Annotated in this window: 13 protein-coding genes; 7 read left to right on the forward strand and 6 right to left on the reverse strand. The window is 60.8% G+C overall.

Annotated elements, in window-relative coordinates; genetic code table 11:
- The coding region (locus tag RSB01_RS11190; protein WP_332625489.1) for a UbiX family flavin prenyltransferase at window positions 1–462 on the reverse strand (462 nt) is incomplete at its 3' end.
- 164 nt (window positions 463–626) lie between these two features.
- Here RSB01_RS11190 and RSB01_RS11195 point away from each other — a divergent pair.
- Window positions 627–800, forward strand: coding sequence for a DUF465 domain-containing protein (locus tag RSB01_RS11195; RefSeq protein ID WP_332591913.1), 174 nt, complete (start codon window positions 627–629; stop codon window positions 798–800).
- A gap of 69 nt (window positions 801–869) precedes the next feature.
- Here RSB01_RS11195 and RSB01_RS11200 read toward each other — a convergent pair whose 3' ends face one another.
- The gene (locus RSB01_RS11200; protein ID WP_332625487.1) at window positions 870–1,535 is read right to left on the reverse strand and encodes a cell cycle transcriptional regulator TrcR; all 666 of its coding nucleotides are present in this window, start codon (window positions 1,533–1,535) and stop codon (window positions 870–872) included.
- Between the two features lie 210 nt (window positions 1,536–1,745).
- Between RSB01_RS11200 and RSB01_RS11205 the strand changes: the two genes are divergently transcribed.
- Entirely contained in the window at window positions 1,746–2,405 is a 660-nt protein-coding gene (locus RSB01_RS11205; protein ID WP_332592159.1) for a beta/gamma crystallin-related protein, read from the forward strand.
- Window positions 2,406–2,461: 56 nt separating this feature from the next.
- Here RSB01_RS11205 and RSB01_RS11210 read toward each other — a convergent pair whose 3' ends face one another.
- Window positions 2,462–3,433: an NAD(P)H-quinone oxidoreductase gene (locus tag RSB01_RS11210; RefSeq protein WP_332625488.1), complete on the reverse strand. Its 972-nt coding sequence runs from the start codon at window positions 3,431–3,433 to the stop codon at window positions 2,462–2,464.
- 104 nt (window positions 3,434–3,537) lie between these two features.
- Here RSB01_RS11210 and RSB01_RS11215 point away from each other — a divergent pair, with 104 nt between their 5' ends.
- Both RSB01_RS11215 and RSB01_RS11220 read left to right on the forward strand, forming a co-directional pair.
- Window positions 3,538–3,738: a DUF1192 domain-containing protein gene (locus tag RSB01_RS11215; protein WP_332590987.1), complete on the forward strand. Its 201-nt coding sequence runs from the start codon at window positions 3,538–3,540 to the stop codon at window positions 3,736–3,738.
- 128 nt (window positions 3,739–3,866) lie between these two features.
- Complete coding sequence (locus tag RSB01_RS11220) at window positions 3,867–4,376, forward strand: DUF1465 family protein (protein WP_332590986.1); 510 nt, start codon at window positions 3,867–3,869, stop codon at window positions 4,374–4,376.
- 70 nt (window positions 4,377–4,446) lie between these two features.
- Here RSB01_RS11220 and RSB01_RS11225 read toward each other — a convergent pair whose 3' ends face one another.
- Both RSB01_RS11225 and rpmE read right to left on the reverse strand, forming a co-directional pair.
- Window positions 4,447–6,003 carry a L,D-transpeptidase family protein gene (locus tag RSB01_RS11225; protein ID WP_332620540.1) on the reverse strand — a complete coding sequence of 519 codons (1,557 nt, stop codon included), beginning with the start codon at window positions 6,001–6,003 and terminating at the stop codon, window positions 4,447–4,449.
- Between the two features lie 154 nt (window positions 6,004–6,157).
- Window positions 6,158–6,382 (reverse strand): 50S ribosomal protein L31, encoded by a 225-nt coding sequence (gene rpmE / locus RSB01_RS11230; RefSeq protein WP_332590984.1) that lies wholly within the window; start codon window positions 6,380–6,382, stop codon window positions 6,158–6,160.
- A 133-nt stretch (window positions 6,383–6,515) separates the two neighbouring features.
- On the opposite strand from rpmE, the gene RSB01_RS11235 reads away from it, so the two are divergent.
- Window positions 6,516–8,363, forward strand: a complete 1,848-nt coding sequence (locus tag RSB01_RS11235) for an ABC transporter transmembrane domain-containing protein (protein WP_332590983.1) — start codon at window positions 6,516–6,518, stop codon at window positions 8,361–8,363.
- Here the strand turns inward: RSB01_RS11235 and RSB01_RS11240 are convergent, their stop codons facing one another.
- Window positions 8,364–9,389, reverse strand: coding sequence for a glycerophosphodiester phosphodiesterase (locus RSB01_RS11240; protein WP_332590982.1), 1,026 nt, complete (start codon window positions 9,387–9,389; stop codon window positions 8,364–8,366).
- A 174-nt stretch (window positions 9,390–9,563) separates the two neighbouring features.
- Between RSB01_RS11240 and RSB01_RS11245 the strand changes: the two genes are divergently transcribed.
- Both RSB01_RS11245 and RSB01_RS11250 read left to right on the forward strand, forming a co-directional pair.
- On the forward strand, window positions 9,564–10,970 hold the full coding sequence (locus RSB01_RS11245) for a pitrilysin family protein (protein WP_332590981.1): 1,407 nt from the start codon (window positions 9,564–9,566) through the stop codon (window positions 10,968–10,970).
- Window positions 10,967–12,388, forward strand: coding sequence for a pitrilysin family protein (locus RSB01_RS11250; RefSeq protein WP_332590980.1), 1,422 nt, complete (start codon window positions 10,967–10,969; stop codon window positions 12,386–12,388). The genes RSB01_RS11245 and RSB01_RS11250 overlap by 4 nt, the downstream gene beginning before the upstream one ends.
- Window positions 12,389–12,395 lie beyond the last annotated feature (7 nt).

Here is a 12,395-nt window from a genome sequence, read left to right on the forward strand (position 1 = left end):
GCTTTCAGGGCGCGCATACATGGCGGGCAGGGGCGGGGCGATCACAGCGCCCATTTCGGCCAGCGCCGTCATGGTGCGCAGATGGCCAAGGTGCAGCGGCGTTTCGCGCACCATCAGCACCAGAGGGCGGCGCTCTTTCAGAACGACGTCGGCGGCTCGCGTCAGCAGGGTGGAGGTCACGCCGGTGGCGATCTCGCTCATGGTCCGTACCGAGCAGGGGGCGATAATCATGCCCATGGTACGGAACGAGCCTGAAGCGATGGTGGCACCCACATCAGCGATCTTGTGAACCACGCTGGCACGCTGGGTGACATCGTCCGGCGTCAGATCAGTTTCTTGTGATAGGGTCAGCAGGGCGGCACGCGAGATGACCAGATGGCTCTCGACGCCCATTTCCTTCAGAGCATCCAGCACGCGGACACCGTAAATCACGCCGGAAGCTCCGGAAATTCCCACAACCATGCGGGCGGGCGTCGATGCGTTGGCGGCGGGATTCAAGGGTGGCGACCTTTCGAAACGGGGGCAGTCAGACAGTCTATACCAAGGAATGTCACCGGAATGTGATTCCCCTTACAGGCGTACACGGCGCTCATTGTCTTCGTCCCTTAGACATGGAGGCGCAAGCCATGACGATTGAGGCGCGTATAAGAGAATTGGGTAACCGTCACCGCACACTGGACGATACGATCCAGCAGGAAATGCGACGACCCACGGCAGATCCCACGCGGCTCAGGGGGCTGAAACAACAGAAGTTGAAGCTCAAGGAAGAGATCGGCCTGTTGGAAGGCCGGATACACTAACCGGACACAGATATGAAAAAGGCTCCGAAGCGAAAGCTTCGGAGCCTTTTGCTTTTCAAAGCCGTGCGATCAGTCGCGCGAGCCGAACACCGACTCTGCGGTCGGTTCGGCATTGGCGAAGTGGTCGATGTCTTCTTCGAAGATTACAACCGGCTCTTCAGGAGCCGCTTGTACGGGCTGGAGGATGCCGTTCTTGGCGTCTTCCTTGGCCTTTTTGTCGGCGGCTTTGCGCACGACTTCGTCCAGTTGTAGCTGGCCAACGAGGCCCAGCGTCACCGGATCGACCGGTTTGATGTTGGTCGAGTTCCAGTGGGTGCGGTTGCGTACCGACTCGATGGTGGCCTTGGTGGTGCCGAGCAGTTTGGCGATCTGCGCATCGGCCACTTCAGGGTGGTTACGAACGAACCACATGATGGCGTCCGGACGGTCCTGACGGCGCGAAACCGGCGTATATTTCGGACCCGTCTTGACCGGCTTCAGCAGCTCGGCGTGGCGCGAAACAATGGCCTTCATGCGATAGGTGGAATCAGCCTGGGCTTTTTCCAGTTCTTCGCGGGTCAGCTGACCGTTGACGAGCGGGTCGGCACCACGGATGTCGCGAGCCACATCGCCATCGGCAATGCCGCGCACTTCCAGCGGGTGCAGACCGCAAAAATCGGCAATCTGCTCGAAGGTCAGCGAGGTGTTTTCCACCAGCCAGACCGCAGTGGCCTTGGGCATCAGGATCTCGGACATGGGCATTTATCCCGGTGGTTCAGGCCCAAATAATGGGCGTTGGATACGACGGCGCCCGACCTTTTCGGCCGGGCGCGATGGAACGACTATAGGCTTATTTCGCTAAAAAGAAAACGCTGTCTGCCAGCTCCATACAGCTAGGGTTCATATTTTAATGTCATGCTGCTGGCGTTGAATGAATGTTTGGCACCAGATTGGAAAGGGTGACCCATGAAGAACGGATTTGCAGCCTTGGCAGCTTTCACGGTTGTCGCCGGAGGTATCAGCTTTGCCACGGTAACGCCCGCCGATGCACAGGCACAGACACGCGGCGCCCCGCGCGGCAGCTATGCCCAGACGTGCACGGGATCCTATGTCAATCAGGGCCGTCTGTATGCTGACTGCCGTGATAGACGCGGCAATGTGCGCGAAACCTCCATCGAGCTGAACCGCTGCTCCAGCAGTGATATCGGCAACGATAATGGACTTCTGGTCTGCCGTGGGCACCGCGGTGATTACGAGGACAATGGTCGTCCGGGTAATGGTAATGGCAACGGCTGGGGCGGTGGCAACGGCGGTGGTTGGGGCGGCGGCAATGGTGGCCGTGGCGGTTCGATCACGGTCTATCGCGACTCCGATTATCGTGGTCAGTCGCTGACGTTTGACCGTGAAGTTGCCAACCTGCGCAACCACGGCATGAATGATGCGGTCAGCTCGATCCGTTTCTCGCGCAATAGCGGGACTTGGGAAATCTGCACCGACGCCAACTTCCGTGGTCGTTGTGAGCGCATCTCCTCGGATACGCGCGATCTGACCCGTCTGCGCCTGAACGACACCATCTCGTCGATGCGCCCCGTGGGCCGTGGCTATGACAACTATCGTCCGCGCTAAGCGCCAGACGGATTAAAAAGGAAGGGGCCGGATTACATCCGGCCCCTTTTTGCTGTTTACGGGATCAGCAGCACCTTGCCGACATGGTCACCGGCTTCCAGTTCAGCATGGGCCTGTGCGGCTTGATCAAGCGGGAAGCGGGCATGGATACGGGCGCTGATCTTGCCCTGCTCGATCCACGGCCAGACGGTCGCTTCGACCGCTGCGGCCAGACGGGCCTTTTCGTCGGCGGGGCGATTGCGAAGGGTCGAGCCGGTCAGCACCAGCTTTTTCAGCATGATGCGTTGCAGGTCGATCTCGGCACGGTTGCCGGTCAGGCTGGCAATCACCACCCAGCGCCCGCGTTCCTTGAGTGCTTTCAGGTTCAGCTCGGCATAGGCGGCACCGACCATGTCCAGCACCACATCTGCGCCACCTGCGGCCTTGATCTCGGCGGCAAGGTCTTGGGACGAGGCATCCAGACTGATGTCGGCACCCAGATCTGTGGCGGCCTCGGCCTTGGCAGCCGTGCGGCTGGTGGCAATCACGCGGGCACCGGCGGCCTTGGCCATCTGGATCGCCATGACACCGATGCCGCTGGTGGCACCGTGGATCAGCAGCGTCTCGCCCGCTTTCAGCGCACCGCCCTCGAACACATTGGTAAAGACGGTAAAGACGGTTTCGGGCAGGGCGGCCGCCTGCTCGAAATCAAGGCCGGCAGGGACGGGGAGGGCATGGCGGGTATCGACGCAGACATGCTCGGCATAGCCGCCGCCGCCCAGAAGGGCGCAAACTCTGTCACCGACTGCCCAGCGGGTGACACCGTCACCGATGGCTTCGACCTCTCCGGCAACCTCAAGTCCCATAATGTCTGACGCGCCCGCAGGGGCCGGATAGAAACCGTTACGCTGGACAATGTCGGGACGATTGACGCCTGCGGCACGCACGCGGATCAGGATTTCACCAGCTTGTGGCTGCGGAACAGGGCGCTCTGCCACAACCAGCGCCGAGGCCGGACCTTTGCCGTCTATGATTTCGATGACGCGCATGGGGAGGCTCCAGACTTGCTAAAAAACGGTTTCAAGCGTCTTCTACGCAGTCATAAGGCGTTCGGCCATCAATGCGGTCGCGATATTTGGTCCAGGAGGCGCGTATGTCCTTTGAAGATCTTGAGGCTAATCCGGCAGGGGGCGACAGCCTGCATGCCCTGATCCGCGAAGACCTCGATCCGTATTCGGTCGGGGATCTGGAAACGCGCATTGCCGCGCTGGAAGCGGAAATCGCCCGCGTAAAGTCGGCCATTCAGTCCAAGTCCTCACAGCGCAATGCAGCCGATGCGCTGTTCAAATTTTAACCTGACAGGGGATAGGTTTTGCGTCGCACATGGACTTGGACGTAACAAGGTTGTTTCCAAGCTTGGCAGTAGGGTAGACACTGTGGCTCGCATCCCGGAAAGGGGTGCCGCGTGGGGACGGAAACGACGTGAATCTGGTCAATGAACTGCCAATAAATACGTCGGTCCGCACGACCGAAGTGCTGAAATTTACGGCTTCCGAGCTGTTCCAGCGCCTGTTTCGCGAAGGCATTGAACTGGTCGAGGAAACGGCGGCCTATCTGGATGGCGATGGCCGCAGCGAGTCGCGCCTTCTGACGCGCTCTGCGGCGTTGAGCTATGCAAGCGAAAGCATGAAGCTGACCACGCGCCTGATGCAGATTGCGTCATGGCTGCTGGTTCAGAGGGCGGTGAACGAGGGTAATCTGGACGCCGATGTCGCGTTTCAGTCGCGCTATCGTCTGGCGGCGCGCGACGTAAAGACCGAGCCTCTGTCAAAAGACCTGCCTGCGGTCTTGGTGGACTATGTCCAACGGACAGAGCGCCTGTATGACCGAACCTATTATCTGGACCAGAAAATGTATGTGTCCTTCGAGGAAGAGCCACCCGTCAACGGGGTTCGGAGCCAGATCGAACGCTTGAAGGCGGCATTTGGCTAAGACGTGAGAGACAAAGAAAAAGGCGGCGGGCTTCACACCCGCCGCCTTTTCTTTTTGTCGGAGGTGACGCCTAGACCCAGTCGTCATCCTTGTCCGCAGGGGCTTCGGAGACCACTTCGGGCAGGCGCACATCGATACCCATGGCGCGGGCCAGCTTGGTGTCGCGGCGGTAGGAATCCTCGCGGAAGGCCACGCGGCCCTGACCGTCAACAAACGCCGTCCAGTACAACAGGCGCACCCCGATCTGGCGACCGGTCTGGACGCGGGTCGTATCACCGCTGACCTGTGCGGTATCAAAGCGTTCCAGTTTGGTCGGATCGGGAGCCAGCAGCAGACGGGCAAATTCAACAGCGTTCTGCACGCGTACGCAGCCGTGGCTGCGCTGGCGCACCGACAGGTTGAACGCACCCTTGCTCGGCGTATCGTGCAGGAAGATGGCGTAGCTGTCGCGCAGCTCGAACTTTACATAGCCCAGCGACGAGCGGGGACCGGCGCGTTGCACCACCCAGCCATTGTCGTTGATATACATGTCATTGGCGGCCAGATAACCCGGCCCCTTGGGCAGGATTTCACGACGCGCAATGCCCATGGGAACGGTCCATGGCGGGTTGGCGACGACCGAGGCGAAGTCGCGTTCCAGACTGGGGGTCTGGTTCTCGTGCGAGCCGACGACGACGCGGTTGGAGTGAACGGGCTGGCCGTCCTTCCAGTAAACCATGATGGCGGCGGCGGTATTGACCTCGATCCGCTCGGGTTGCAGATCGCGCTTCAGCCAGCGGCGACGTTCCAGATTAAGGGCAATCTGGCGGGCGCGGTCTTCGGCAGATGTGCTGAGCGAGCGCTGGGTCGCCGGACCGACGCGGCCATCCACGCCCAGACCATGACGGGCCTGGAAGCTGCGCATGCCTTGCTGGACCGCGGCGTTGTAAACCGAGCCGGTGCCAAGGCTGGAGGCTGTCGAAGCGTTGATATCGCCCTCAAGCGCCAGACGTTTGACCAGACCGGGGACGCGCGGATCGCTGGTGCCCGGTTCGATCTGGGCACCCGTCGCAAAGGCAGGCCAGCCGCCGTCACGGGCAATGCGGCGATAGCGGACATAACCTGCGGACAGGTTCTTGTAGCCGATGTCTTGCGGGGGCAGGCCGTCGAACCACGCCGACAGGCCGTTATTGTTCAGAGCACCGACAAGGCCCGAGGCCACATCGACGCTGTTCTTCTGCATTTCCCACAGCTCTTCGACCGATTCCGGCGCGATGCGGCCCTGGGCTAGAACCTTGGCATAGGTCAGAGCAGCAGCGGTTGAACGCACTTCTGCGGTATCGGCCTGTGCGGCAAGGCCGACGAAATCGAAATAGTCACCGGCGGGAAGCGCGTGGTGTTCGGCGCGGCTGGCGACATCCTGCAGGGCGCGAAGGCGTTCGGCGTTCCAAACGGGGCGACCGCCGGTCAGTTCGTAAACCTTGCGAACATCCGGCTGGATGTCTTGGGCAAGGCGGCCGATCTGGGCGTCAAGAGCAGCAGGGGAGGGGCTTGGAACGGTCACCTGCACCTGTGCCAGTGACGCATTTGCTGCACCCAGAGCCAGAGACGTCGTTGCGACACCCAGACCCAATTCACGTCGATTCATAACCCATCCGCTCATACTGTCCATTCGACCGTTTCGTCAGACACCATATCTGCCGACCTAATCTGAACGCCCGCAGGTTATCCCTGTTCCGGTTAAAGAAAAAGCACCGCCCCTTCCGGAGCGGTGCTTCTTGTTGTCACCAACGGTAACGGACTTACTTCTTGAGGAAGCCACCGAACTTGCCGTTGAAGCGCGACACGCGGCCAGCGCGATCCAGCATCTGACCGTTGCCACCGGTCCATGCCGGGTGCGAAGTCGGGTCGATGTCGAGGTTCAGGGTGTCACCAGCTTTACCGTAGGTCGAGCGGGTTTCGTAGCTGCTGCCATCGGTCATCACAACTTTGATGAAGTGGTAGTCCGGGTGCGTATCGGTCTTCATGATGTAAATCCGTCTCTGCGCGACGACGATTCCGACCGTCACTGCGCGTAAATTCGAGAATCCCGCCGTGCGAGACGGTGGGAGCGAGGTCGGGCGTTTACACCGAGGGGCGTTACGGGGCAAGAGCAGGTGTATGAACCAGCAAAATGCCACACCCACTGAAACTGCCGTTCATGGTCGCCCCGGGGCCGGAGCCCTGCTGGTCGAACAGATAGGCGAGGCTGCCGGAAAGCGCAGCCGCAGTCGTAATGTTAAACCCCTTGCGCGGTTGCTGCCCTATCTGGCGGCGCACAAGGGCCATGCCCTGTTATCGGCCCTGTTCCTTGTGGCCTCGACGGCGGCCTCGCTGGCGCTGACGGCGACGGCGCGCGGTGCCATTGATACCGGCTTTGAAGATGGCGGGGCGCATCTGAACTTCTGGTTCGGTATTCTCGGGGCCAATGCGCTGGTGCTGGGTCTGCTGACGGCGCTGCGCTATTTCTATGTGACCAAGACCGGCGAGCGTATGATTGCCGATCTGCGTCAGGGTTTATTTGCCCGTATCCTGTCACTGGATCCGGTGTTCTTTGCCCATATGCGCACCGGCGAGGTGCTGTCGCGCATGACGACCGACATCCAGTTGGTCGATACGCTGCTGACCACCTCGATCAGCTATGCGCTGCGTAATTTCCTGACCCTGATCGGTGCCACGATCCTGCTGTTCTTCGTCAGCCCCAAGCTGACAGCATTTGTTCTGCTGATCGTGCCGATCTTGATCGTGCCCCTGTTCCTGTTCGGCCGTCAGGTCCGCAAGCTGACCGTCCAGTCACAGGACACGTTTGCAGGCGCTGTGGGTTTTGCCGGTGAAAGCGTCGATGCGCTGGAAACGGTTCAGGCCTTTGGTCGCGAAAACAATGCCCGTGGCCGTTTTGATGCGGCTGTGGAAATGGCCTTTGGCGCGTCGCTGAAACGTATGCGCGCGCGGGCTGTCATGACCGCCATGATCATCACCGTCATGTTCGGTGGTGTGTCGCTGGTGCTGTGGCTGGGTGCGCAGGACGTGGTGGCGGGCAATATGACGCCGGGCTCGCTGTTGCAGTTCGTGCTTCTGTCGGTGTTTGCCGCAGGGGCTGTGGGCGCGCTGGGCGAAAGCTGGGGCGATGTGCAAAAGGCTGCGGGCGCAATGGAGCGTATCGACGAGCTGATGCGGGCCGAGCCTGCGATTGCGGCACCGACCACCCCCAGTGTGCTGCCGGTTCCGCCGCGTGGCGAGGTTTCCATGTCGGCGGTGGACTTTGCCTATCCGGGCCGTCCGGACCTGACCGCACTTAAAGGCTTTAGCCTGACGGTACGTCCGGGCGAGACGGTGGCTCTGGTGGGGCCGTCGGGTGCGGGCAAGTCGACTGTGTTCCGTCTGTTGCTGCGTTTCTATGATCCGCAATCGGGTCTGGTTTCGGTGGACGGTGTCGATGTCCGCAAGGCCGATCCGGTCGAGGTTCGCAGCCGCTATGCGTGGGTTTCGCAAGAAGCGCCGCTGTTCTCGGGCTCGCCGCTGGAGAATATCCGCTTCGGTCGCGAGGATGCGACGCTGGAACAGGCCAGACAGGCCGCCTCCGAGGCTCAGGCTCTGGGCTTTATCGAAGCCCTGCCGCAAGGGTTCGACACGCCGCTTGGCGAGCGTGCCAAGAGCCTGTCGGGCGGACAGCGTCAGCGTCTGGCTATTGCGCGCGCTCTGGTACGCGATGCGCCGATCCTGTTGCTGGACGAAGCCACCAGTGCGCTGGATGCCGAAAACGAACGTCTGGTTCAGGCAGCTCTGGATCAGGCCATGGAGGCGCGCACCACGCTGGTTATCGCCCACCGTCTGGCCACGGTCCTGCGCGCAGACCGCATTATCGTGATGGATGCCGGTCAGGTGGTCGAAGAAGGCACCCATGCCGAACTGGTGGCCAAGGGCGGGCTGTATTCACGCCTTGCCAAGCTACAGTTCCAGAACGACTGATTACGGTAGGCGGCCCAGTCTGGCACCGACCGCCAGCGCCGGAAAGTCGCTGAACACCGCATCGACCTTCAGGTCGTAGAAACGGTTCAGATAGCCCGTCAGATCGCCATGGTCTGGCGGGCTTTCGTTTGAACGGTGTTCCAGCGGCAGGAAGATGTTTTCGGCACGGAAGGTCCACACCACCACCTTCAGGTCCGCAGCATGGGCATCGGTGACGAGGGCCGTGGCGGGCAGGGTAGCCGAGGTGTCGTCGCGCGGCAGGATCATCTGGTCCTGTACGCCGATAAAGCCCGCATAGGCGCGTATGGCCGCCAAACCATCGGGCGTAGCCATATCGGCATAGGTCAGGTCGGGGCGGTCGGCAGGGCCACCGGGTACCTGCATCAATTGTAAGAGGGGCGTGTCGATGCGTTTGGACAGCCGTTCCAGCGGCCCGACCTCGAAACACTGGACCAGAACGGGTGCATCGGCCCCTGTCAGGCCAAGCCGTTTCAGCTCGGCCACAAAGGCATCCTCGATGTTCAGGTTGCGACTTGCAAAATGGGCGGGGTGTTTCAGTTCAGGGGCCACGCCGATGGTGCGGCCTGTGCGGGCAGTGCCATCACGGGCGATGGCCACGACCTCGTCAAAGGTCAGGATGGTGTCCTGACCATCAAAGGCCGCCGAGGCAGGGCGCAGCAGGGGCAGGCGCTCTGTGGCTCGCAAGGATTTCAGCTCGGCCAGCGTAAAGTCTTCGGTGAACCAGCCGGTGACGGGAATGCCGTCGATGCTGCGCGTCGTTTTGCGATCGGCAAACTGCGGATGGTTAGCCACATCGGTCGTCTCGCCGATCTCGTTCTCGTGACGCACCACCAGATGGCCGTCGGCGCTCATCACCAGATCAGGCTCGATGATGTCGGCCCCCTGATCTATGGCCCGCTCATAGGCCATGCGCGTGTGTTCGGGGCGCTCGCCACTGCTACCGCGATGGGCGATGACGACCGGCGTGGCCAGCATGGAGGATACGGCAAGAACGACGCTAAGCATGTCGGGATGGAGCCTCGGAACACGGATCAAGACAAGCGAAGTGTTTGCGACACCGTGCAGGCGGGGCGCAACAGCAGCTTACAAAAACTACATTAGGCCTCTCGCGTAACATAGTGCATCTAAGCCTGCGATTGTCCGTGTCATCACGACCTTGGAGGGAAAGTGAAACATAGAATGTTGAGGGGCGCTGCGCTGGCACTTGTGCTGGCTGCCGTTCCGATGGCTGCGGGTGCTGCAACGGCAGCACCGGCAGCTCCGGCTGTTCAAAGCCAGCAATTCCGCGTCGATCCGGTCTATTACAGCCTGCCGAACGGCCTGCGTGTGGTGCTGTTGAAAGACAGCCGCGTGCCGACGGTCACTGTGGCTGTGCATTACGGCATCGGCTTCCGTGTGGAACCGCGTGACCGCACCGGCTTTGCCCACCTGTTCGAACATCTGCTGTTCCAGGGATCGGAAAATGCGCCCAAGGGCCATTTCATCAATCTGGTCAGCAATGCGGGCGGTTCGATGAACGGCTCGACGCGTTTTGACTACACCAACTATTATCAGGTGGTGCCGTCTGGCGCTCTGGAAGCCATGATCTGGGGCGAGGCCGACCGTATGGCGCGTCCGGTCATCAATGCCGAAGTGATGAAAAACCAGCAGGACGTCGTGGCCAACGAGGTTAAGGTCAACGTTCTCAACCAGCCCTATGGCGGATGGCCGTGGCTGGTCATGCCGCAGGCTGCCAATACCAACTGGCACAATGCCCATAATTTCTATGGAGCGCTGGATGATCTGGAAGCGGCCACGGTAGAGGATGCCAAGGCGTTTCACGAACGCTTCTATGGTCCGAACAATTCGGTGCTGTTCATCGGTGGCGATTTTGACGAAGCCGAGACCCGTCGCTGGATCGAGCAGTATTTCGGCGCCATTCCGGCCAGTGCGCCGGTACAGATGCCCGACATCTCCGAGCCACGCCAGACCGAGCCGCGCCGCGTAATCCATAATGATGCGCTGGCCCCCAAACCGGCATGGGCCGCGGGCTGGCACATGCCGCCGCGCCATTCGCCGGAATGGTACGCCATGGGCCTGATCAACCAGATGCTGATCCAGGGCACGGACAGCCGTCTGTATGACAAGCTGGTGCGTCAGGAATCCATCACCTCGGGGATCGGCGGCGGTATCAACCTGCTGGGCAGCCAATATACCTATAATGGCCCGATGGAGATGGTGGTCGATCTGACCCACGATGCCGACAAGTCCGAAGCCCAGATTACGGCGGCGGTAGATGCGGTGGTGGGCGACCTGCAAACCAATCTGGTCTCGGCTCAGGAACTGCAACGCGCCAAGACCAAGATCCGCTCGTCGCTATATGGCACGATCGACAGCGCATCGCGCTTTGGTCTGGCAGAAATCCTGTCGGCCTATGCCCTGTTCGACGACAATCCCGCCAAGTTCAATGATGTCGAGGCCGGCTTTGCCGCTGTGACACCCGAACTGATCCGCGCGACCGCCCGCGAATATCTGCGTGACGGCAACCGTACCATCGTCATCCTGCAACCGGGCGCAGCCCCGGCGGCAACGGAGGCCCAGCAATGATCCGTCGTCTTTCCTATGCTGCGGCGGTGGTCAGTGCCGCTTCGGCCATAATACTGGGTGCCTTGCCCGCATCGGCGCAGGTTGTACCGCAACCGGCCATTGGCGCACCCAAGCCGGTTTCGGTGCCTCGTACCGAGGACTATCAACTGCCGAACGGTATCAAGGTGACCTTGGTGCCCTATGCGGTGGTGCCCAAGGCCATTGTGGCCGTGCGCATTCCGACAGGTAATGCTGCCGAAGGTGAGGACACATGGTTGTCGGACCTGACGGTTTCGCTAATGCGCGAAGGGGCAGGCAGCCGTAGCGGTAGCGAGGTATCGCAAGCCTTTGCCGATATAGGCGGCGGGCTTGGTACTTCTGTTGGCTCGTCCAGCACCCTGTTCTCGACCAATGTGCTTGGCGAGCGGGCACCGGATGCCGTGGCCCTTATTGCCGATTTGATGCAGCGTCCGGTGTTTCCGGCCGATGCGCTGGATCGCGTCAAACAGGGCTATGTGCGCAATATTGCTATCAATCTGAGCACGCCGAGCGGGCAGGCCTTCAATGCCTATCACCGTACGGTTTTCGCGGGCCACCCGTATGCAGCCTATGTGCCGAGCGAGGCGCAAATGCAGGCCTATACGCTGGATCAGGCCAAGGCCTTCCATGCCCGTAATTTCGGCCCGAACGGCGCACATATCTATGTCGGTGGCCAGTTTGATGCCGCAGCGGTAAGGGCCGCGATCGAGCAGCAGTTTGGTGGCTGGCGCATCAATAATGCGGTGGTGGATGTGCCTGTGGCACCGGCGGTGGTGCGCCGTGTGGTTTTGGTGGATCGTCCGGGTGCCCTTCAGTCCACGCTGATGCTGGTGAGCGATGCCCCCAAGATCGGTGGTCAGGACTATATCCGTGCCGAGGTGATGGACTCGCTTTTGGGCGGATCATTCAACTCGCGCATCACCACCAATATCCGCGAGGACAAGGGCTATACCTATTCGCCGTATAGCGCTCTGAACGTGCTGGATGTGAACACCACGCACTGGAGCCAGAATGCCGATGTAACGGCGGCGCATACGGGGGACTCTCTGAAGGAGATTTTCCACGAAATCCGTCGCTTGCAAGGTGAGACACCGACCCAGGCGGAAACAACCGGCACTCAAAATATGAGTACCGGCGGCTTTGTGATGGGCATGTCCACGACCAGTGGTGTGGTCAACAACATCATCACTCTGGATAATCGCAATCTGTCGCGCGACTATTATGACCGGTACATTCCGTGGGTGATGTCCGTGACGCCTGCCGATATCCAGCAGGCCGCGCAAAAGCTCGACCTGAACAAGATGACGGTCATTGTCGTCGGTGATCTGGCAACAGTCCGTCCGCAGCTTGAAGCTCTGCCAGAGTTTCAGGGCGTAACCTTCGAGGTGTTCCAGCCTTAAACGGCGC

Source organism: Brevundimonas sp., from assembly GCF_036659295.1.
Taxonomy (GTDB): domain Bacteria; phylum Pseudomonadota; class Alphaproteobacteria; order Caulobacterales; family Caulobacteraceae; genus Brevundimonas.